The sequence below is a fragment of the Allocoleopsis franciscana PCC 7113 genome (genome assembly GCF_000317515.1).
GTDB lineage: Bacteria > Cyanobacteriota > Cyanobacteriia > Cyanobacteriales > Coleofasciculaceae > Allocoleopsis > Allocoleopsis franciscana.
This window is the reverse complement of record NC_019738.1, coordinates 2,243,509-2,265,140: the sequence shown is the minus strand read 5'-3', so window position 1 is coordinate 2,265,140 and position 21,632 is coordinate 2,243,509. Positions and strand designations below refer to the sequence as shown.

Below are 21,632 nucleotides of genomic sequence, written 5' to 3'. Positions count from 1 at the left end.
CAGAGGGCAGAAGGAAAGAAAGCTTTTACAGTAAGCTTTTTAACCTTTTTAACTGGATAGTTATTTCCGCCATGCTGCACTAGGCTCGTAGCTGATCGCAAACAGCCCGTGAGATGAATCGTTCAGGCGACGCCAAAGCGCAGTGCGATCGCTTGCACCAGCTTCACAATTTCAAACGTCACGAAGACACTGAGAACGACTGTAACTAAATTATTCAGTAGGCGGGTGTTGCCATAGCCAAAGAGAGAGGCGACAAATTTGAGGGCAACAAGGAATAACCCGATCAGGACGGCGATTTGCAGAGGTGTCATATTTCTCTTTGTGAGCAACAATCAACTATTGAACGACCTTTTGCCGTTCTTGGCAAACTCGACAGGATTAGTCCTTGATTGTGCCATTAGGATGTCCTGAAGATGCGATCGCGCTCAACTCGGCTCATCTAAGAGTCCGGCGAGTTAATGCTGGTAATTGGAGAACAGCTTAGTGGCTGTGGTTATGGATGGTTTTGCCGCTGATGGGGATGCCGACTGATACTCAGAAAGATTCGCAATCGCCCATAGACAGGCTGTAATGAAAATGCTAGAGAGTAGACGCCTCTTCATAGCTACCTCGTACCCATTGTTTTACCTATCTACTTACCTATCTCTCTGTGGACGGCAAGGTTATGCAAATTGGGGCAGTGGGTGCTGGGGTGCTGGGGAGTGGGGGGAGAAAAATCAACAAAAGAACTAGTAGATTATTTCTGCCAGTCAGCACCTGCTTAGCTGCATAAGGTAACCCGGTTCAGAGTTAGATATCAGTGAGAGAACAAACTCTTATGCCAACTCAGCCATTAAATCCAGTCTAAGGGAGGTGAAACAAGTGAAAGGGAAAGCTAAGGTTGAGAATTGTTTCTTACTTCAGGACGAGGAGAGCATCAATCACTCAGCCTTCAGTAGCAAGTTACTCGCTGATTCGAGCCTTGCTTAAAGATACGGTTCAGTAGTGATACTAGATGATCTGTCACCCGATTAAATTGCAATGAGTGCTGCATCGAGATACTGGACAATTGTAAAAATTGAGGCGGCTGGAAAACGCAAAATCGAGGAAATTCCCTCCGTAAAGACGTTTTTCTTAGCTTCATTTCCGGAATTTACGCCTGAAAGCGAAGTGCCGGATGCGCTGATCCAGCGTCAACTGCTGCATTGGATGCGAGAAACTACTGAACTCAAAACTAACGATACCAGTAAGCGTTTTTTATCAGAACTTTGTCTTTTATGCTTTATCTCTATCCAAATCGAGCGTGTTTGCCTGCAATTGGAAGCGCAGTTTGGCACGGAACACGGCTTCACCTGTAACGATTTACTACGTTGTGTCTTAGATGACGACAGCCGCCGATTGAGGAGAAATACGACTCCTGCCGTCTCGACTTCTTATCAATCTCTACCCCAGGAAATCCTGCAAAGCTTTAATCCAGAGCAAAGCAGTTTAGGCACCTGGACAACCCGGTTGGTAAAACATCATCGAGAACTCAATACTTTTTTACTCGAACACGGCGTTTATCTCGTCAGTGATTGGGCAATTCTCAACGATACCAATTCCAAACAAATTCAGCGAATTTTTTTGCAGTTTCATCAACTAACATCGTTTGAAATTGAGCAGTCCAAACAACTTCTAGATAGCTACCATGCCGTCTATCGGGCGCAACGCCTCCAATCACGACAACAGGGAATCAAGGGACAGTGCCTGCCACCCACTAGGGAACAACTCGAACAAATGCAAATGCGCCTATTGACTCAAACCGGAGAGCGGTTTCGCCCCGAAACCATCATGGCAAAACTCCAAGAAATGGCGTCGATGCTCAGAGATTACCGAATTCATGTTCGAGGTGGCTCTCTTCCTACAGAATCTATGGACGCCCCTGTTAATAGTAATGCTTCAGCCGATCGAACTTGGTTCCGTGACTTTATCGATGACCGAAACACCACTGACGAACAAACTGAGTTTTTACTCTCTTACCGTCAACAATTCATCACTTGCTTAGACCAAGCGATCGCCAAAGTCACTGAAGATAAAGCCGGGAAATTACACCACAAAAACCCCCAGAAAGCCAAAAATTTTCTCACGGCCTTGCAATTGTTTCACTGCCAGGGAAAGTCAATGGGGGACATTGCCAAAGCCGTAAATTTACAAGCTCAATTTCATGTCTCAAGGTTGTTGCAGTTGAAATCGTTCCGTGCCGATATTCAACAGCAGTTCCTCGTCTTATTACGCGATCGCGTGATCGAACAAGCCAAAATCTACACTGATCCGGAACGCCTCAATGCTCTTAGTAAGCAGCTTGAAGAGGCTCTCGACGAACAAGTGACTCAGCTTATCCAAGAAGCGGCAACGGAAGCTTCTACCGCCACTGGCACCAAAAACCAAACGACCACCACAAGTCTCTTTGCGGAGAGACTCTGCCTCTACCTCGATACTAGGAGCTCTAACAATGACTAATTTCTCAAATCGTACTGCCCAAATGTTGCCTGATTTTGATGTTTTGCCCACCGAAGCCATCAACTTATCACCTGATGTTGTTGACCAAGCGTTAAACTTGAGTGCTCAAATTCCCGATGAAGAACGGCAGTGGCAAACTTATCTCAACGCGCTGGCACTCGGCGGTTTTGAGGAATGGTTGGAATCCCGTGCCACAGACTTGACTCTGAATAAAAAACAATGCACTCTTTTACAGCCGTTTATGGCAAATGCAATTGATGCCGTGAGCCATTTGCAAGTGGGTCAATTTAAACTTTGCCTGATTGCCATGGGTAGCTTCACGGATGAAGAAGTCACTGTGCCTAGAGCGGTTGTAGATTTACCGGAATTTGTGGCACACTTCTATGTTTTGGTAGAAGTGCAAGAAGAACAAGAAATTGCCGTTGTGCAAGGTTTCTTATCTTACCAACAGTTATTGAACCAACGCAAACAACATGATTTAGAGGCCGAAGAAGACTGGACTTATCAAGTTCCTTTAAACTGGTTTGAGCACAATCCCGACCGTTTGTTACTGAATTTGCGCTGTCTAGAACCCACCGCCATTCCCTTGCCAGAAAGCGTCAATCAACGCTCCATGCAATTAGCACGTAAGCGTTCGGAACTAGAAGCTTTGTTGCCTAATTTACAATCATCCGATCGCCAGTTGTGGCAGGTTTTGACCTGGGAACAGGGTGCGCTCGTTCTCACGAATCCGGAGTTACTGAACTGGGTGTATCAATTACAACAGCCAGCCGGACAACCTGAGCCGCTCACCGCGATCAAAAAACACCTTGCCGACACGCTGCAAATGGTTACCCAACCCGCCCTGAATGCTGGACGATGGTTATTAGGTGAACTCGATGAATTGGCACAAGAATTGTCGTGGGTGCTGCTACCCAGCTTGGCTCCCATCAGAACGATGCGATCGCCAGTGGAGGAATTTCAAGACATTGTCACCCAACTACGGCAGACGCAGGTCGAGATTCCTCTAGAAGCGCGGGGCGCTTATCGGGATTTGCGGTTAGCGGGAATGCCCTTACGCCTTTATGCTGTCACATGGCCTTTGCTCTCTGGCTCGATTCCTGAATGGACGTTATTACTCGTGTTAGGGGCGACTCCAGGCACTCATCTACCCACAGGTGTGCAATTACGAGTCAGCGACCAAACGGGCATTTTGGTAGAACGGATGTTGGATTCACAACCGCGTAATTCCTATTTCTTTACCCGTGTTGTGGGGACTTGGGATGAGAAGTTTATCGTCACTGTCAGCTTACCATCCGGGATCGAGCAGACCTTACCCCCCTTTAGTTTTAATCCCCAAGATTAATCGACAGCTTGCATAAATGGCTGATAAAAAGCAGATAAGTATTCTACTAGGGAAGAAAAATCGGCTTTTGTCAGGGATCTACTGCCACTACAAGTGCATATCCTTTCAAAGGTCAGAGGTATACCCAATTGAGTCCAAAATGAGGGAGAACTTTGACCATGCAATCTTGTCTTGATCATCAAGCTGAAACGAAATTCGGACAACACTATGAACAGGGTGAAGAATTCTACCGCACTTCATCGGACAGCGATCGCTCTCAATGGGGTCAACATCATCACTCAAAGCGAAGCTCCTACGAGGAGAGTGCCAAAAGGCATCCCGTTAGCCACGACAGGGCATCGAGTTTACCATCAACGTTGGGTACAAAGTCAACCATTGGGCATCCCACAGCGCCGCACACAACAAATGCCCTCGTTCCGAGAGAATTACTGAGTCAGGGAAGCTCAAGCCCAGAAAATCTAGGACTTCCCCAACCGATTGAGCGACAGGATCATTCTAATCAGCTACAAGCTACCCTCAAGACATTGCAACAAGCTTTAACCATCGCCCAAGGGAAAAATAACCGGGCGAACCAAGTTAACATCATCAAACGCATCGGGATTATTCACTGCAAACTTGGAGAACACGCTTGGGGCATTAATTGCCTAAAACAATCTTTGCAATTGGCTCAATCTCTAGAAAATCATGTGCTCGTTGGTGTGATTCTCAATTACTTGGGAGCCGCTTATCGCCAAACCGGTCAAGAATACAAGGCACTGAAGGTTTATTTACGAGCTTTAGAGATTTTTAAGCATATTGGGAACAAGGCAGGTATCGCCCTTTTACTCAATCATCTAGGAGCCGTTTACAACAGTTTAGGTCAGTTGGAGCAAGCACTGTCGTGTTCTCGTCAAGCCCTAGAAGAATTTCAAGACTTAGGAAATTCCCTTGATAGAGAAGGGACTGCCCTGCACAATATTGGGGAAATTTATTTGCAGATGAAGCGATATCGTCAGGCATTGGCATTCTTTGAGCAAGCGTTGACAAATTACCAAAAACTCAGTAACCGCAAGAGTGAAGCCAAGGTTCTAGAGAGTATTGCGACAACTTACGTCCGTCTCAACCAAGATCAACAAGCGATGGAACTGTATCAGCAAGTCTGGGAAATTCGGCGAGAGGTGGGTGATTTACCGAGTGCTGAAGCGAGAACCATTGATTACATTGCAGCTGTTCACTACAAGATGGGTCATCCTGCTCGTGCTGTGTGGTATCACTTACAAGCGTTAGGGATTTTGCAAGCTTATAATTACACCGCTAGGATTGATCGATTTCTCGATGATACAGTGGCGATCGCTAAGCTACTACAGAATTTAGTCAGTGTCTATGAGCGTCTAGGTTTACAGGCTCAAGGCGTGAAGTGCTACCAGGAGGCTCAAGAGATTATTAAAACTTTCGGTGAAAATGCCTGTGAAGAAGCGATTTGCAATTTTTTTAACCAAAACCATTAAGAAATCGGTTGGGGCTGGCGCTTTGAGCTAGAACTTTTGCATAAGTCCTATATGGCTGAGAGATATAAAGATGAAAGATGAGTACGCCATCGGCTTTCCAGTTGATAGAGGATTAGACCCATGTATTCCCATCTCAGCCTGAACACAATTGCTCTACTGATAATTCATGATTGATATAGGACAGAAGAACCGTTAAAATCCCAAATTCAACTTTAGTTTAAAATTTTGAATTGTGATTCATTGAGAAAAGACTGAAACAATTTTTTGGAAAAGGGTGCATCGTTAATCATCTCATCCCCAACCTTACATTGATATGAGCCAAAGTGCTGCCGTTTTCTACCTCAAAGTTCAACGAATCGAGCAATTTTGTCTATTTGAGTTGTCTTGGGGACAAGGACAGCAACTCAACGTGACGCTTCCCTACCCGGAAACGCTTACCACACTCTACGAAGAGTGGAGAACGGATTATCTCAATTTTTATCAAACCAGTTTACGGGGGAGAGTTGCGGAAAACGGCACGATTGCTCCCCCCCCGGTGGATTGGCACGCTAAACTCGTACAATCTGAAGCCAAGTTACTCTATGAATTTCATCATTGGCTGCGTCAGGGTGAGTTATTTGACATTCGCTCGACTATAGCTCAATCAGTGAGTGAGGGAAACCGAAACTCATACCAGGATGGGAGAAATGCAGAGGGAGAAAAAGCACAGAATTCACCGTTTGTTGAGGTTTTCCTCACCTGCAATCCCTTAGATTTGGCACGGTTACCCTGGGAAGCCTGGGAAATTGGGACTGAGTTTGCACGTCCGAGTCAAATTCGGATTGTCCGTATGCCTCCCAATATTCACGAAAAAGCCATACAGCCCCAGAGTCGCCGTCGTCGGACGAGGATTTTAGCGATTTTGGGGGATGATACGGGGTTAGATTTTAAAGCGGATAAAGAAGCAGTGCGATCGCTCAAGTCCATCGCAGACGTTCACTTTGTCGGCTGGCAACCGGGACAGGATGTAGGCGAACTTAAAGCCCAAATTATTGAGACGATCGCAGATGAACAGGGCTGGGATGTGTTACTGTTTGCCGGTCACAGTAATGAAGCGGATTTAATTGGGGGGAAATTAGGGATTGCTCCCGGTTTCTCCCTATTCCTCAACGAAATTGAACAGTCGCTGTTACTTGCCAAAGAACGGGGATTGCAATTTGCCCTATTTAACTCCTGCAACGGACTCGACATTGCCAATGCCCTGATTAGCTTAGGGTTGAGTCAGGTGGCGATCATGCGAGAACCGATTCACAATAACGTTGCCCAAGAATTTCTCCTGCGGTTTCTCCAGCGTCTCGCCCAGTACAAAGATGTCCACGAGGCGATGCTCACGGCGTGTCAGTATCTCAAGTTAGATAAACACCTGACTTATCCCAGTGCTTACCTGATTCCGTCTTTATTTCGCCATCCTGATGCCCCTCAGTTTCGTCTGAAACCCTTTGGTATTAAGGAAATCCTCACGCGCTGGCTACCCACCCCAAAAGAAGCGATCGCTTTAACCGCCTTCGTCTTACTGAGTTGGCAGCTACCCATACAAGGCAATTTATTAGAGCGACGGGTGTTAGTCCAAGCGATGTATCGCCAACTCACTCATCAAGTCCCAACCCCCAAGCCGCCTCCTGTGCTTCTGGTACAAATTGACGACGACTCCCTGCAAAAGGCAAAAATTCCTTATCCTGCCGTCCCCATGGATCGCCGCTATTTGGCACAGTTGGTGGACAAGGCGGCGGCACTAAAAGCTAAAGTCGTCGGCGTTGATTATTTGCTGGATCGCCCTCAAACCCAAAAGGAAAACGATGTCAAACTCGCTCAGTCGCTGCGTTCCGCCGTAGAACAGCAGGGAACCTGGTTTGTATTCGCCACAACACCCAATGATACGGGAGGTTGGTTTGAGGTTTTGCCCGAACTTGCCCAGCCCAATTGGAGCTTGCAAGGGGATATTCTGGTTCTGGGTAATCATCTCAAACATCTGACGCTGGTGCCGATGCAGAAGTCTGATCCCCGGCGCATACCCTTTTCTTACCTTTTGGCGTTGGCTTCTCGGCTGAACACTTCCTCATCCCAAAAGCTGCCTCAACCCCAATTGCAATCTACGAATGATTTGCACTCAACCCTGAGCACCTATGCTTACAAAACCACGGGCAAAGATTATCGGGATGTATTCTCCCCCAAAGCTCGCTTACATCCGATTACTAACTTTGCTTATCTGTTACGTCAAATGTGGATGCACCCGATTATTGATTTCTCGATTCCGCCGGATCACGTCTACCAACCCCTACCCGCTTGGAAGTTTCTGGAGAGTTCAGCCACTTCCCTACCCCAACACCCGAATCACCAGCCAGTGGTGATGATTGCCCCAGGCGGATATAGCGAGGCTGGCGTTACTGAATTGGGCGAGGATAATTTCCCCATGCCGCCAGCGCTTGGTTACTGGCATTCTCAAGCGAATCCTGGCTCTGGGCGTGAGAAATTCACAGGAGGTGAAGCCCACGCTTATATGATTCATCATTTCTTGAATCAACGGCTGGTGGTTCCGATTCCCGATTTGTGGCTTCTTGGCTTAGCTGCGCTGTTGGGGAAAGGAGCGGTATTGGCGCTAGAAGGCAATAAAGGGGGAAGCAGACAGCGGAAAGAAAAGTATAGGCTATTTGTTTTTCCTTCAGGAAGGAGCAAATGGATGTTAGTTATGGCGAGTGCCACAGCTATTTATGGACTCGTTAGTTTACAGCTTTACATCACAGCAGAAGTGCTGTTGCCATTAGTGGTACCGACTGCAACATTTTGGACGTATATTCTGTTAGCTCAATTGGAGAGAAAAAAACATGTCAAAGTTTAACTGGGTGTTATCAACCTTGCTCGTGACGACGCTGGTTTCTAGTTTGCTAACTGACTCAACTCAAACTACCCGAGCACAAACCCATCTCTTCGGTTCTGGGGAGAATGTCGCTCAAGCTCAAACCAAAGATAATCCGCCTCCTACTAATCCTAGTGCTCCTGAGCAAGGTAGACCTGGAGGTTCACGGGGAAGCTTACGGAGCAGCAATCCTTGGACGCGTATTTTGCAACCTCTTGCACAAGATAATCAGCCCGCTGAAGATAGTAAAAAGGGGAGTTCGCGTGGTCCCTGTCTGCTCTCACCCATTGCGCTGGGCAACAACAAAGAAATGTGGAGCGATCGCCCCTTATTTGTCTGGACGGGACGACCGATTCGGGTGGAACTTTATCAAGTCGGCAGTGATAAGCCGTTGTGGAGTCACAATATCCAACAGAATCAGAACAAAGTTTTGTATGACAAAGAGGCGCTCAAACCCGGTCAAACTTATGAATGGAGGATCATCGGTTTCTCTCAACCGGTGACAACACAGTTTCGAGTCATGGACAGCCAAAAGCGCGATCGCATTAAGCAGGAATTGCAGCGTTTGGACGAGCAACTTCAAGCCCAACAAGCCACACCCGAAGAGATCGCGAGGCAGCGTGCTAATTACTTTACCGAACAGCGGCTTTGGTTAGATGTCTTGCAGGAAATCTACAGCGTGGAAAATCCCTCGACAGCACTAACGGATGCACTCAAAGAAATGAAGCAAGCCGTTCCTTTACAGATTTGTACTTGATCGGTTCCAAAACCAGAAACGTCTATCCATTAACCCGAATTTCTCACAAAACCTTAAAACAATGGGGTCATAAACTGCCAAGATATAAATTGGATAAGTATTCCAGCAGTTTAAGAGCATGACCCCGACATCAACAGAAGTTGAGTATAGTCATACGGGTATCAACGCTCGGTTTGAGGAAAGATGTGACAAGTACCAGGAATATCAAATTTTCCCACAAGAGCTTCACCTCCGTCGGGGAGATCGTCATGGGTCGTAATGACGCTAAAAAGCGAAGAATAATAGGCGAAATAGCTGTATTATAAAAAACCGTCACATTAAGCTTAACAAGCTGAGATTTTTCATTCAAAATCTAAAATCCCATGAGGCGTCAGGCAAGAGAAATAATAGTAAGGCACCGACTCCTAGTAAACATAGAAAACCAGCGACCCCAGCTAAGGGATTTTCTCCCAAACCTGTCATCCAGATTGGGCCTTTGCCTGTGTAAGAAATTAATTCAGCCGTATCCAAGCATGTTAAGCCCCAAATCCACCCAGCATGAAGCCCCCATGCTAAACCTAAACTACCGCCATCGACCCAACGAGCTAGCACTAATACCATTCCCATAAACCACAGTCCGGGCAGTTGAGGCAAGGTATTTTGCTGTTCCCAAATTAGGTGTAATAAGGCAAAAATTACACTAGAAATTGCAGCGGCTACCCAGACTGAGTAATCCTGTTGTAGTTCATTGAGTAACAAGCCCCGAAAGACTAACTCTTCTGTAACCCCAATCCACAATCCCAAAAACAGTATGGGTAGTAAAACTTTTCTTAAGCGCTGCCAGTTTTGGTGATGCCACTCGATCCAACCGAGTAACCACTGCCCCATAAAAACAATGATTAAGCTTAGAATCGCGAAGCCTAATCCTTGCCCTAGTGAACTTAAAACAGCTAATTTCCAGTCCAAGCCATAATTAGAAAAAGACACCCCCTCTACCCAACAGGCCCCCCATAAAAGGGGGGGGGCAATTAGGTAAAGTGCAGCGAGTAATGGCAGCTTTTGCTCTGCTGCCAAGGGCTTAAGAGGATGCCATTTCAGGAGTGTAGCGATAGGAATTGCCAAAGGCAGCCACAAAGCGACCCAAGCGATGAAAAAAGCCGCTACTTTTACCAGAGCTGATGATGTTACCAGAGACATCAACCCGTGATTAGCTGCCTGCTCAAATATAGCCATTGGCGAGATCGGCAGATTGTGAGGAGCTACAGATCGAAAGCGTACACAAGGATGGATAAATCCACAACCCATCCTTAAGGGTTACCCATTACACATCAGCGGTTTCCAGTTCTTGATCTTCAACCCGGCTCATATCACCATCCACCTGTTTTAGATGGATATGCTTGTAGCCCAGTTTAATTTCAAACTCATCACCGGGCTTTAATCCCATTGCCTGAGTGTAGGTGGCACCAATCACAATTTGACCGTTTTTATGGACGCTCACCCGATAAGTCGGCTCCCGACCACGACCATCTTTTGTTCCCTCTGGATCAAGAGGAACACCCTTAGCCGCAAGCACCGCATCATAAAAATCTGTTAAATTGACGCGGGTTTGGTCGTTTTTAGTTACGGTGTAATAGCCACAGCGTTTTGCTGTTTCTCGTCGGGGCAAGTGGGAAAGCTCTTTTACTTTTTGAAGCAAGGCTTTCCCTGTAAGTGGAGCAGTTTGGGTTTCTGTCATACTTTTGCTAGATATCCTTCAAATTTCAGGATGGTATTGGTCATTTCCCAGTCAAGCTATGAAAGCTCTATAAAAAATATATCGTTAAATCTCTCTCTATTGACAAGTGTTTTTCGATCATTTCTTCTAATCTTCATGCATTTTAGCAATTGCAGATTTTTCTACAACTCATTAACGCTTCTATGAGTAAAATTCTCCCTAGGGCAATTTTCTGGGTTGTTCGATCAAAATAGAAGCATTTTAGTATGAGAGGTTGCCACTTATGCCATAAACTGTAGACAGCACTCGAAAAATCTCCAGCTATTATAAGGATGGACAGATCGGATAATTGCGAGTCGTGTTGTCGTGACTCGTGAACAGCCGAGTTGTTCTGTAGCTTTTTCGAGCATCTAGAGCTTGTCAATATGCAAGTTTGTTTTAAAATACTTCGACAGACTCAAAACTCCTCTCCAGAATTCCAGACTTATACCTTGGATGTGGAGGAAGGAAACACGATTCTGGATTGTCTGAATCGTATTAAGTGGGAGCAAGATGGGAGCCTTGCTTTTCGCAAGAATTGTCGCAACACAATTTGCGGCAGTTGCAGTATGCGAATCAATGGTCGCTCGGCTTTGGCTTGTAAAGAAAATGTAGGCGCTGAACTAAAGAGGTTACCAACAAACGGCTCATCTAAGATACCGGAAATTACCATTGCCCCCATGGGGAATATGCCGGTAGTTAAGGATTTAATCGTAGATATGCGTAGCTTTTGGGATAACCTGGAAGCTGTCGATCCCTACGTCAGCACGGGGGCAAGAGCGATTCCTGAACGAGAGTTTTTGCAGACCCCTGAAGAGCGATCGCGCTTAGATCAGATCGGTAACTGTATCCTATGTGGTGCCTGTTATTCGGAATGCAATGCCCGCGAAGTTAACTCAGACTTTGTTGGGCCTCATGCCTTAGCGAAAGCCCAACGTATGGTAGCAGATTCTCGCGACGCTCAAAAAGAAAGTCGCTTGGAAAAATATAACGAAGGAACGAAAGGGGTGTGGGGTTGCACCCGCTGTTTAATGTGTAATGCGGTTTGCCCAATGGAGGTGGCTCCGATGGATCAAATCGGTAAAATTAAACAGGAAATCCTAGAACGTAAGGACGACCAAGCTAGCCGCCAAATTCGTCACCGTAAGACATTAATTAATTTAGTCAAACGAGGAGGCTGGGTCGATGAGCGGATGTTTGGCATTCAAGTCGTTGGCAATTCGTTCCGGGATATTAAGGGTTTACTGAGTTTAGGACCCTTGGGAGTACGAATGATCGCACGCGGGAAATTCCCCTTAGGGTTCGATCGCTCCGAGGGAACAGAACAAGTGCGATCGCTCATTGAATCCGTGCAAAACTTCGAGTCTGAAACATCTAAGGAGGACGCGGCATCAAAATCATGACTTCTGAAACAACTTCTGCTCCCGAATCCCCCAAAGAGTCATTTAACCAACCAGAACCCGCTTTTGGTTGGACTCCCTACGCTGAGCAAATTAATGGTCGCTTTGCCATGATTGGCTTTGTTGGTTTATTGATACTGGAATTGCTCACCCGTCAAGGTCTACTGACTTGGTTAGGTCTGCTTGATTGAGGATTAAAGACTATTTGCAGGGTTGAAGGTAACCCTCAAGAGCATCGCAATCGTTTCGTTAAAGCTGTTTAACAAGTTTACGGCTTACGCACTAACTCCCCCCTGTCGGGGCAATCCCGCCGTGGTTGCCCCTCTTTCACTTCTTCAACCTTCCCACCCAGTGCATCCCGGCAAAAGTTTCTGACCACCTCTGTACAAGCAGGGGAGCAGGGGAGCAGGGGAGCAGGGGAGCAGGGGAGCAGGGGAGCAGGGGAGCAGGGGAGCAGGGGAGATTTTAGCTGGTCAGTTATTTCTGCCATGCTGCACTAGCGTATTGTCAAAAGGTACCGACCTCTCCCTCTCCTGTCATACGCATTAACAATCACCCGATAGATACCCGTTTGGGGCAAAGTAACCGTCAAGCTGGAATTGTTGTCATTCTGGCTAACCTGATCATTTTCGCCAATGGACTGACCCCTGGGATCAAGCAGTGCCAAATACGTTTTAAAATCTGGACTCGCTAAGTTAATCGTGACTGACTGACCCGCACGGCCTTCAAAGATATGGACTTTGAACAAACTGCCATCTGAAGGTAATACAAAAGAACCAGGGCCAAGAATACCTTGTTGCCGTAAGACGAAACGGAAACGTTCCTGACTGGCAGCATTAGGACTCCCGACCGTCGCCGCCTGAGCGCGTAATTGATAAGCTCCCGCTTGTCCTGCCTCAAAAGAGTTTGCCATCAATAGGTAGCTCCCATCAACGGGTAAAGTGGCGAGGATTCGAGCATTCGACCCGCCCCCACTATCATCGTCTTGAGCTACCTCATTCCCATTGGGATCAATCAAAATTAAATAAGGGTCGATTTCCTGACTTGCCATGTCAAATTGAACCCGTTGACCGGCTCTCCCTTCAAAGGTATAAAGGTCAAAGAAGCTATTATCCACTGGCAACACACTGCTACCTCGTCCTAGAGTGCCTGTAATGACAGAACCATTAAGAGCTAGGGATTGAGGAGCATTCCTACCAGGGTCTGGCCCTTGGCGTTGAGTTGTCCGGGGAGCACTTCCGGAGCGCACCGCCGAGAGGAACGGTTGTACTCGCTCAAGAGCGATCGCAAAACCAATCCCAATATTGCCACCCCTACGACTATCGGTAAAAATTGCCGTATTCACACCAATCAATTCACCCTGACTATTCAAAAGTGGTCCGCCTGAATTACCGGGATTAATGGCGGCATCAGTTTGAATCAAGCCGCGTTCTTGATCGATACGACTAACAATCCCCGTCGTAAAGGTTCCTTGAAATCGACCAAAGGGATTACCAATCGCAAATGCCCTCTGACCCACTTGTACGGCGCTACGAGCCAAGGTAATGCTTGGTAAATTGTTCGCTCCTCGAATTTTTACAACAGCGAGGTCAAGACCATTCGCGCCAAAACCAACAACATCAGCTAAAAACTTGCGACCGTCGGTCAATGTCACCTCGACGGTACGTGCATTGTCCACAACATGGGCATTGGTTAAAACTAACCCATCTGGGCTAATAATACTGCCACTTCCTGCACCGTCATTGGTATCGATGGAAACGACGGCTGGGCTTGCCCGTTGATACACTCGAATATTGATTTGCTCGTCAACATCTTGGGCAAAAGCACGGTTTGACTGTAAGGATAGACTGAGCAAGTCAACAGGAGCGATTACAGTTAGGGTCGTAGCACCGATAGCCACTGCGGCAGCAATCATTCCTGGTGTGGCGATACGCAGGTGTCTGGTACTCATGGGTGGAAGAACGATGATGACTCAACCTAGAGAGTGGGTGTTGGCAAATTCAGGGGCTTCCCAGAACGGTCATACACCATAATTTCCCATCTACCATTCTGGCTTGATTCAAAAGCAATAGTACTGCCATCAGCACTAATCGTTGGATTACGCACTTCGGCTCGAAGATTTTCTGTAAGATTCCGTAACTGAAGTGTGCCTCGGTTATAGACGTAGATTCCGGAACGTCCCTGACGAATGGCAGCAAACACAAGGGTATTACCGTCTTCAGTCACACTAGGGTGAGAGGCGATCGCATCCAGAGCATTGAGTCCCGGTAGTTCAATCAAACTTTGGGTATTCGCATCATAGAGATAAACATCCGGACTGCCGCGCCGATCCGAGACAAAAACAATGTATCGCCCTGACACTTGGGGATTTAATTCCGATGCCAAACTATTTAAACTACGCCCTCCGGGATCGAACGGAAAATCTAAAAGACGAGTGGCACTGGTGCAACTGGTTAACAAGCTCGTCAAAGCGGTTACTGATAGCCAAAAATAACGATTCACCAAAACGTATGAAGTGTGAAGTATGAAAAGACTGAACACCTTCTGGGTTTTATGAAGGCTACATCTGACACTTTGGCTGATAGCACCAATCGTACATCCTTCCTGTTTGAGCCTTTATCGTCGGAAAGAGCGGCTACCCTCGGCGATATCTAATTCAATATTTGGCCCCCGATCCAAGACTTCAACATCCCACTGACCCCGACGGCTGGTTTCAAAGACGACGTAGCGACCATCAGGACTAATACTTGGATTTCGCACCCAGCCGCGATAGCCAATGGTGAGAGTTTCTATGCGTTTGGTTGCTCGGTCATACAGGTCAATTTCTGGGCGGCCTTGGTCGCTGGCAATGTAGGCCATATAGCGACCAGTACGGCTCAGACTAGGATTTTCTGCGATCGCATCCGGTCGATTTACACGCGACAAATCCACGAACAAACGTTTTTGCAAGTCGTACATCACAATTTTGCGATCGCCATCCCGGTTAGAAACAAAAGCCACAAATTGACCATTCCCGCTCAACGCGGGTTGTTCATTTGTATAACGGCTGTTGAGAACAGCAGGTTCCTGGTAGCTGTTGGTTGGGCTACAGGCGGTGACGATCCCCACAACGCTGAACCCCATACCCCAACTCAGCCACTGGCGGAGGGTGAGTCCAGTCGCTAAGCTTCTCATCTACTCTGCTTAATAGTCGAAACGCCCTGAATCCGAATTACCGCTTTCTTCTGAGGAAGAATCGATGGGTTGATAATCCACATATTCGCCTTTCGGGGAGGGTTCTACGTCTCTAGAGGGTGAAGTCGAGCCCCGGTCTTGGGGAGGACGACGCCTCCTCGGTTTAGCACCCGTTTCCGAGTCACGGCTTTCTGGGCGGTTCGTGGAGCGAGGGCGACGTGAGCGAGACGACGAGTCTTCCCAGTCACTACTTTCTCTCGAATCTAATTCGGCATCCCATCTCTCGACGGGGGGTTCTGTAGGACGACCTGTAGGACGAGGACGACGTGAGCGCGAACGATCCGTTGGCCCCATTTTTTCCGAGTCCGTCCGAGTTTTTACACGACGAGCGTCTTCGGTTCGACCCCCATAAGAATCTTCCGTTTCTGTTCCTCTCAGACGACGCTTCACATACCGCTCTTCCTCTGGTTCGATTTGATCGTAGTAGTCCGTCTCCGGCTCATATCGATAGGCTTTACTCACCGGTCGCTCATCATCCACAATGGGCGTTCTCTCCTTCACCACCTTTGTTGCAACGCCCCGTAAACGAATTGCTTCATAGGCGAAAAAGATAGTGGTACCGGTCAGGAGAAACTGACCAAATTGCAGAATTGGATCGAGTCGCCATCCCTGGAATAAGAGGATAAAGCCGCACAAGAGTCCCACTGCCGCAAAAAATATATCCTGGTCTCGTGATAGCTCTGGACGTACCGAACGCATAAAGTAGAGCGCTGCTCCTGCAACGGCCAGAAAAATCCCCAAAATGCTGGCTGAATTCAGCCCAAAATTTACCATTGCTGCTCTCCTAAGTCAGTCCTATGGTAGCGAGTTATCCTTACACCAAGCTAGCAATCTCTCCCATGTACTTCCACACAGGGGATGAATTGTAGGGTTAACGCATTTTATGATTAGAAGTCTTGTTCTTTTCAATAAGACCTAAATAAAACCTAAGCTCCTAGTTTAACTAGACTTTTTGGTTTAGCTGGCTCTGTTGTGGGCGAATGTGATATTTGCTCAAGCTTTCCTCACTTTTTGCCACAATGGGCGCTAAATCCTTAGGGCACAGACAAGAATACAAGAATAGAGTATAGCAAAATAGGGCAGCGAAGTCTTTTGCTGCCCTGCCCTTCAGTCAAATTTTTGAGAACAAACGGCTCCTGCTTAAGAACGCTGGATTTTATCCCTCTGGCTGATAAAGATTAGGCCAACGGTTACAGGAATCACAACAATCACAGCACCCCAAACGAGACTCCACAAAAAGTTTGCTAACGAAGGCGTCATAGAATTTCAACCCTTTTTGATATTCTTCATATTAATTCTAATAGTCTGTTTGCCGCTTGAGAAGTCAAATGCGGCACAAGTATGACAAGGATGTTCGCCTGTATCTAGGAAGTAATTGTGCCTGGGTAGCTGAAAAAGGCTTATATAAGACCTGTGTTTAGGTCGCTCAATCCTGTCCGAATCGGCTCGGCTGAACTAGCCCTATCCATCTCTATATCGCTTAAAACCTCGTTAACATTCATGTAGTTATACCGAGTAAAATTAAAATAAATGGCTTCAAAACGTTTGTAAGCCTGCGTTTGGGTGAAGACTTGACCTTGGGATTGAACAACTCATGACTGTTTCTACGCTGGCTCCTTGGATACTGGGTCTCTTGCTGGGACTGATGATCTTTTTGTTTATCTTCCGGATTATTCTTACCTGGTATCCTCAGCTCGACCTCAATCGGTTTCCGTTTAATTTAGTCGCTTGGCCCACGGAGCCTTTGTTGGTACCCATGCGTAAGTTGGTACCTCCCATTGGGGGGGTTGACATTACGCCCATTATTTGGGTAGGAATTTTCAGTTTACTGAGGGAAATTCTGCTGGGTCAGCAAGGACTACTGATGATGATGCATTAAGCCGGGGACCTGGGGAGCCGGGGAGCTGGGGAGAGAACTGGAGCGCTTTTATCCTGTTTTCAGAAGATGCAATTAAAATGCGCGTTAGCTTAGCACTACTTTCTGCTTCATACTTTTCCCGTTACTACCCCTAACCCCTAACCCTTGCCAGCGTTCATCATTTGCTCAACAAAATTGGTATAAACTTCGCCTTTGAGAAATGCGGGTGTTTCTAAGATTTTTTGATGGAAGCCAATCGTGGTTGGCACTCCCGTAACCGCACACTCCCGCAGTGCTCGTTTCATCCGCCTAATGGCTGCCTCACGGTTGGGTCCCCAAACAATTAACTTGCCAATTAACGAATCGTAGTAGGGCGGAATTTCGTAATCGGTGTAAACGTGGGAATCCATGCGAACACCAGGGCCTCCTGGGGGCAGGTAACCGCTAATGCGTCCGGGTTGGGGACGAAAGTTATGATCGGGGTCTTCGGCATTAATCCGACATTCAATGGCATGACCTTTGAGGACAACTTGGTCTTGGGTGAGTTGTAATCTCTCGCCTTGGGCGATGCGAATTTGTTCGGCAATGAGGTCTAAACCGGTGATCATCTCGGTAACGGGATGCTCAACTTGGATGCGGGTGTTCATTTCCATGAAGTAGAAGGCACCGGAGGCATCTAAGAGAAATTCGACGGTACCTGCACCCACATAGTTGATCGACTTTGCCGCCATGACGGCTGCCATCCCCATCTTTTCCCGTAGTTCTGGGGTGAGGGCTGGACTGGGCGCTTCTTCTAAGAGTTTTTGATGTCGCCGTTGAATGGAGCAGTCGCGCTCACCGAGATGGATTACGTTACCGTAGCTATCCGCCAAGATTTGAAATTCGATGTGGCGGGGACGTTCAACAAATTTTTCCAGATAGACGCCGGGATTGCCAAAGGCGGCTTCGGCTTCTCCTTGGGCGGCAAGAAAGAGTTTGGTTAAGTCACACTCTTCCCTGACAAGACGCATCCCCCGTCCGCCTCCTCCCGCTGTGGCTTTGATCATCACGGGAAGGCCAATTCTCTGGGCGATCGCATGGGCTTCGCGATCGCTCATTAAGAGTCCCTCACTCCCTGGCACGGTGGGAACACCCGCCCGAATCATCGTTTCTTTGGCGGTGGATTTATCACCCATCGCTCTTATGGCGTCTGGGGTGGGGCCAATGAAGGAAATTTGATGATCGGCACAAATTTCGGCAAAACGAGCATTTTCTGCCAAAAATCCATAGCCCGGATGAATCGCCGTGGCGTTACGTGTTAGGGCGGCGGCAATAATGTTGGGAATATTGAGATAACTTTTGTTACTGGGGGAATCACCAATGCAAACGGCTTCATCGGCGAGTTGGACATGAAGGGCGTGTCGGTCAATGGTGGAGTGGACGGCAACAGTGGCAATCCCCATTTCTTCACAGGTTCGGAGAATCCGCAGGGCAATTTCCCCACGATTGGCAATCAAAATTTTTGAAAAATGCATAGAACAGCGCTGCTATACCCGTATCAGATAGGATAGAGGCGATCGCGCACCCTATTTGTACTTTTTGTGAAAAGTTGTGTTGTGGCTAGACCAGACTGGCAGAAATAACTGACCAGCTAAAATCTCCCCCGCTCCCCCGCTCCCCCGCTCCCCTGCTTGCACAGAGGTGGTCAGAAACTTTTGCCGTCATGCACTAGGGTTGGTTAGCCGTAGCCGTGAGTCGGGTCGTCTAGCCATAAGCCTGGACAGTCGGGATGTTCACCTCTCCTCACGAACCCTTAAACCATCCCCACTCATGAGGTAAGCAGAACGCCTCCATCGATGTTCTCTAACTCCTTGAGATGTGCGGTAATCGAGGAAAAAAATATTTTCAGTAAAAATTCTTTCTTTTTGCTATAATCAGCAATACGCGGATGTGGCGGAATTGGTATACGCGCACGTTTGAGGGGCGTGTGGCTTTGCCTTGCGAGTTCGAGTCTCGCCATCCGCATAGCTAATTCAAGTCAGTTTGAATAAGTGTCGTACTTTTCGGCAATATTTTTCATGGTTTGCCATGGGAATATTTTCCCAATGTCTCAAGTATCGTACTGAAATCTCACTCTTCAACTGGACGAATGGCTGTCAGAATGGTTACCGGATTAAGCGGATTAAAACGAGTCAACTCTCCCACCGGTACCGATCGCGATATCTGAACCTGTAATAATCGATACTGCCAGTGGCGGTAGTTGAACCAGTCGAGAGCGGCGTTGAGATGTTCCAAGGTGGCTAAAGCGAGTACCACCATACCACCGGGAACCAACCGGACGTTACAGGTATCGAGAATGGCAGTTAAGTTGCCGCCACTGCCGCCAATAAAAACGCGCTGGGGTGCTGGCAGATGCTGCAAAATATCCGGCGCATTGCCGTGAATTGAGGTAACGTTTTTCACTTGGAGGCGTTGGCAGTTCTGTTCAATTAAAGTAGTTCCGATCGCTGTTTTCTCAATCGCATAGATCTGAGAAGTCCCCGACAAACGAGCCATCTCAATCGAAACCGAACCCGTACCCGCGCCAATATCCCAGATGGTTAACCTGGGTTGCAGTGCCATTTCTCCCAAAATCAGCAGCCGAACTTCACGCTTCGTGATCAAACCGGGGCGATCGCTAAAACTTAAGAATATCTCGTCCGGTAATCCCATCAGCGGGAGAGAGTTCACATCGATCACTTGCTCCTCTGGCTCTGACTTACGCAGTAATACAACCACATTGAGCGGTGCAAACGTCTTGTGTGATAACTCATCCACCGATAGGCACTGAACCCGCTCATCACTACCTCCCAGGTTTTCGCACACCCAGAACTCGTAGCGATTGGATAAATCGAGAGCTACTAACAAACGCGCGATCGCACCCGGAGTATTTGTCTTATCTGTTAAGACGGCAATTTTGTCAACCCCCTGTTGTAGTGCCACCGTCAACGGCTCCATGGAACGTCCGTGAATACTAATCACACGGGCATCCTGCCAAGGAATTTTAATCCGGTTGAAGGCAAGCTGAACTGAACTGGTATGGGGATGAAAGGTGAGTTGCTCTCGTGGCAGTTCTTCTAATAACAATCGTCCCAAGCCAAAAAAAAGTGGATCGCCCGTCGCGAGTATGACAATACAGGCACTCATGTCAGCTACCGTTAGTTGGGCGCGAATCTCTCGAATCGTCTGGATAAAATCTCCCAGTACCAGGCGTGAAGCGGGGTGGCTGGGGAAATAGCTTAAAAGGCGATCGCTCCCCACTAATAAAGTTGCCCGTTCCACAATTTGCCGCACGGTATCCGTCAATCCCGCCGCGCCATCCAAACCAATACCAACAACGTGCACTTCTGTCATGGTTTAGAGGGGGTAGATTTTGGATTCCTATCCAGTCGCGATTTGTCGCACATCACATCACATCACATCTTTCTGTTCCCAAGCCAAAACCATTAAAGCATTAAGGATGGCGGCTGCAACGGGTGAACCGCCTTTACGTCCCTCAACCCGAATTTGAGGCACCGATGTTTGTGCTAAAGCTTTCTTGGATTCGATCACCGAGATAAAGCCAACGGGTACACCAATGACTAAAGCGGGTTGAATGGGTGAACTGGGAAGCTGGGCACACAAAGCCAGCAGGGCAGTGGGGGCATTGCCAATCACATAAATCGCGCCCGGATATTGCTCAAAGCATTGGATTAATCCGGTTTCGGTGCGAGTTTTTCCCGGTAAGGCTTCTGATACCTGTTCCACGGCAGCAATCAGAGGGTTGCCAAAGGTTTTCGCTATCATTCCCACGACTCCCTGTTTCACCATGCCGACATCGGTGATAATGGGTATTTGCTGTGGGATAGCCTTGATGGCAGAGGCGATCGCACCTTCACTAAACCGAATCAATTGGGCAAATTCAAAATCAGCCGTACTGTGAATAATTCGCCTGACAATGGCATACTCAGCAGAATTAAAGTTATGTTTGCCCATTTCTCGGTCAATGACGGCAAAACTCTGCTCCATGATTGGATGGATGGGCAAACTCATAAATAACCACCTTTATGGTGTTGTCGATAGTAATTTATAGTCGCCATAATCATACATTGAGTAATAATATGCCGTCTTTTTGGTCACGAAATTGTTGCTTTTTGCCTAGCTGAAAAGACTTAATTTTTGGGCTGCAAGTACATCGCAGCCCAAGCGCTTTTAGTTAAGGTGGGGTAACTGTCATTCAACAGCCCTCTGTTTGTCTTGGTTCCTGCCTCCAACCCAACGGTAATAAAGCGGCTTAAGAGCTATAGTTTCATAAAAAACTGCTCCTTGAGCTATATGCGTCGTGGTGGGAACACAGTCGTCGATCAGCGCATCATGCTGAATGGAATAGTGAATTTTGCACTCGGATGAAACAATAAGTCATTGAAAAATTGCAACTTTGAAAGATACAT

General features: G+C 47.4%; 21 protein-coding genes and 1 tRNA gene. 10 read left to right on the top strand and 12 right to left on the bottom strand.

The features are described 5' to 3' along the window. Positions 1-122: 122 nt before the first annotated feature. Both MIC7113_RS09400 and MIC7113_RS36130 read right to left on the bottom strand, forming a co-directional pair. Entirely contained in the window at positions 123-311 is a 189-nt protein-coding gene (locus MIC7113_RS09400) for a hypothetical protein (protein ID WP_015181939.1), read from the bottom strand. A 144-nt stretch (positions 312-455) separates the two neighbouring features. Further along, positions 456-602 (bottom strand): hypothetical protein, encoded by a 147-nt coding sequence (locus MIC7113_RS36130; RefSeq protein WP_155897969.1) that lies wholly within the window; start codon positions 600-602, stop codon positions 456-458. 418 nt (positions 603-1,020) lie between these two features. Here MIC7113_RS36130 and MIC7113_RS09395 point away from each other — a divergent pair, with 418 nt between their 5' ends. From MIC7113_RS09395 to MIC7113_RS37530, 6 genes are all read left to right on the top strand, one after another. Continuing rightward, positions 1,021-2,478, top strand: coding sequence for a hypothetical protein (locus MIC7113_RS09395; protein ID WP_015181938.1), 1,458 nt, complete (start codon positions 1,021-1,023; stop codon positions 2,476-2,478). Continuing rightward, positions 2,471-3,823, top strand: a complete 1,353-nt coding sequence (locus MIC7113_RS09390) for a DUF1822 family protein (RefSeq protein WP_015181937.1) — start codon at positions 2,471-2,473, stop codon at positions 3,821-3,823. The genes MIC7113_RS09395 and MIC7113_RS09390 overlap by 8 nt, the downstream gene beginning before the upstream one ends. A 158-nt stretch (positions 3,824-3,981) precedes the next feature. Next, entirely contained in the window at positions 3,982-5,310 is a 1,329-nt protein-coding gene (locus MIC7113_RS09385) for a tetratricopeptide repeat protein (protein ID WP_015181936.1), read from the top strand. Between the two features lie 313 nt (positions 5,311-5,623). Beyond that, positions 5,624-8,185 carry a CHASE2 domain-containing protein gene (locus tag MIC7113_RS09380; protein WP_015181935.1) on the top strand — a complete coding sequence of 854 codons (2,562 nt, stop codon included), beginning with the start codon at positions 5,624-5,626 and terminating at the stop codon, positions 8,183-8,185. After that, positions 8,172-8,960 (top strand): hypothetical protein, encoded by a 789-nt coding sequence (locus MIC7113_RS09375; RefSeq protein ID WP_015181934.1) that lies wholly within the window; start codon positions 8,172-8,174, stop codon positions 8,958-8,960. The genes MIC7113_RS09380 and MIC7113_RS09375 overlap by 14 nt, the downstream gene beginning before the upstream one ends. A gap of 118 nt (positions 8,961-9,078) precedes the next feature. Then, positions 9,079-9,219, top strand: coding sequence for a hypothetical protein (locus tag MIC7113_RS37530; protein ID WP_015181933.1), 141 nt, complete (start codon positions 9,079-9,081; stop codon positions 9,217-9,219). An 86-nt stretch (positions 9,220-9,305) separates the two neighbouring features. Here MIC7113_RS37530 and MIC7113_RS09370 read toward each other — a convergent pair whose 3' ends face one another. Beyond that, a complete protein-coding gene (locus tag MIC7113_RS09370) occupies positions 9,306-10,172 on the bottom strand; it encodes a CPBP family intramembrane glutamic endopeptidase (RefSeq protein WP_015181932.1) in 867 nt (288 codons plus the stop codon). Positions 10,173-10,260: 88 nt separating this feature from the next. Next, the gene (locus tag MIC7113_RS09365) at positions 10,261-10,674 is read right to left on the bottom strand and encodes an AbrB family transcriptional regulator (RefSeq protein ID WP_015181931.1); all 414 of its coding nucleotides are present in this window, start codon (positions 10,672-10,674) and stop codon (positions 10,261-10,263) included. A 404-nt stretch (positions 10,675-11,078) separates the two neighbouring features. On the opposite strand from MIC7113_RS09365, the gene MIC7113_RS09360 reads away from it, so the two are divergent. Both MIC7113_RS09360 and MIC7113_RS09355 read left to right on the top strand, forming a co-directional pair. After that, positions 11,079-12,095, top strand: coding sequence for a succinate dehydrogenase/fumarate reductase iron-sulfur subunit (locus MIC7113_RS09360; protein WP_015181930.1), 1,017 nt, complete (start codon positions 11,079-11,081; stop codon positions 12,093-12,095). Continuing rightward, complete coding sequence (locus MIC7113_RS09355) at positions 12,092-12,283, top strand: chlorophyll a/b-binding protein (RefSeq protein ID WP_015181929.1); 192 nt, start codon at positions 12,092-12,094, stop codon at positions 12,281-12,283. Before MIC7113_RS09360 ends, MIC7113_RS09355 begins: the two co-directional genes overlap by 4 nt. A gap of 305 nt (positions 12,284-12,588) precedes the next feature. Here MIC7113_RS09355 and MIC7113_RS09345 read toward each other — a convergent pair whose 3' ends face one another. The 5 genes from MIC7113_RS09345 to psbX form a co-directional block, all read right to left on the bottom strand. Next, on the bottom strand, positions 12,589-14,043 hold the full coding sequence (locus MIC7113_RS09345; RefSeq protein ID WP_015181928.1) for a trypsin-like peptidase domain-containing protein: 1,455 nt from the start codon (positions 14,041-14,043) through the stop codon (positions 12,589-12,591). Positions 14,044-14,069: 26 nt separating this feature from the next. Further along, positions 14,070-14,594 carry a TolB family protein gene (locus MIC7113_RS09340; RefSeq protein ID WP_015181927.1) on the bottom strand — a complete coding sequence of 175 codons (525 nt, stop codon included), beginning with the start codon at positions 14,592-14,594 and terminating at the stop codon, positions 14,070-14,072. Positions 14,595-14,708: 114 nt separating this feature from the next. Beyond that, positions 14,709-15,266, bottom strand: coding sequence for a TolB family protein (locus MIC7113_RS09335; protein ID WP_015181926.1), 558 nt, complete (start codon positions 15,264-15,266; stop codon positions 14,709-14,711). A 9-nt stretch (positions 15,267-15,275) separates the two neighbouring features. After that, entirely contained in the window at positions 15,276-16,100 is an 825-nt protein-coding gene (locus MIC7113_RS09330) for a Ycf66 family protein (RefSeq protein WP_015181925.1), read from the bottom strand. Positions 16,101-16,466: 366 nt separating this feature from the next. Then, positions 16,467-16,586 carry a photosystem II reaction center X protein gene (psbX, locus tag MIC7113_RS34590; RefSeq protein WP_015181924.1) on the bottom strand — a complete coding sequence of 40 codons (120 nt, stop codon included), beginning with the start codon at positions 16,584-16,586 and terminating at the stop codon, positions 16,467-16,469. 334 nt (positions 16,587-16,920) lie between these two features. On the opposite strand from psbX, the gene MIC7113_RS09325 reads away from it, so the two are divergent. Continuing rightward, positions 16,921-17,205, top strand: coding sequence for a YggT family protein (locus tag MIC7113_RS09325; protein ID WP_015181923.1), 285 nt, complete (start codon positions 16,921-16,923; stop codon positions 17,203-17,205). 137 nt (positions 17,206-17,342) lie between these two features. On the opposite strand, the gene accC is transcribed toward MIC7113_RS09325, so the two are convergent. Next, a complete protein-coding gene (gene accC, locus MIC7113_RS09320) occupies positions 17,343-18,698 on the bottom strand; it encodes an acetyl-CoA carboxylase biotin carboxylase subunit (protein WP_015181922.1) in 1,356 nt (451 codons plus the stop codon). A gap of 409 nt (positions 18,699-19,107) precedes the next feature. Here accC and MIC7113_RS09315 point away from each other — a divergent pair. Then, positions 19,108-19,188 (top strand) — tRNA-Leu (locus tag MIC7113_RS09315). Positions 19,189-19,293: 105 nt separating this feature from the next. Here MIC7113_RS09315 and MIC7113_RS09310 read toward each other — a convergent pair. Both MIC7113_RS09310 and MIC7113_RS09305 read right to left on the bottom strand, forming a co-directional pair. Continuing rightward, positions 19,294-20,556 (bottom strand): bifunctional cobalt-precorrin-7 (C(5))-methyltransferase/cobalt-precorrin-6B (C(15))-methyltransferase, encoded by a 1,263-nt coding sequence (locus MIC7113_RS09310; protein WP_015181921.1) that lies wholly within the window; start codon positions 20,554-20,556, stop codon positions 19,294-19,296. 57 nt (positions 20,557-20,613) lie between these two features. Further along, positions 20,614-21,234, bottom strand: coding sequence for a cobalt-precorrin-8X methylmutase (locus MIC7113_RS09305; RefSeq protein WP_015181920.1), 621 nt, complete (start codon positions 21,232-21,234; stop codon positions 20,614-20,616). Positions 21,235-21,632 lie beyond the last annotated feature (398 nt).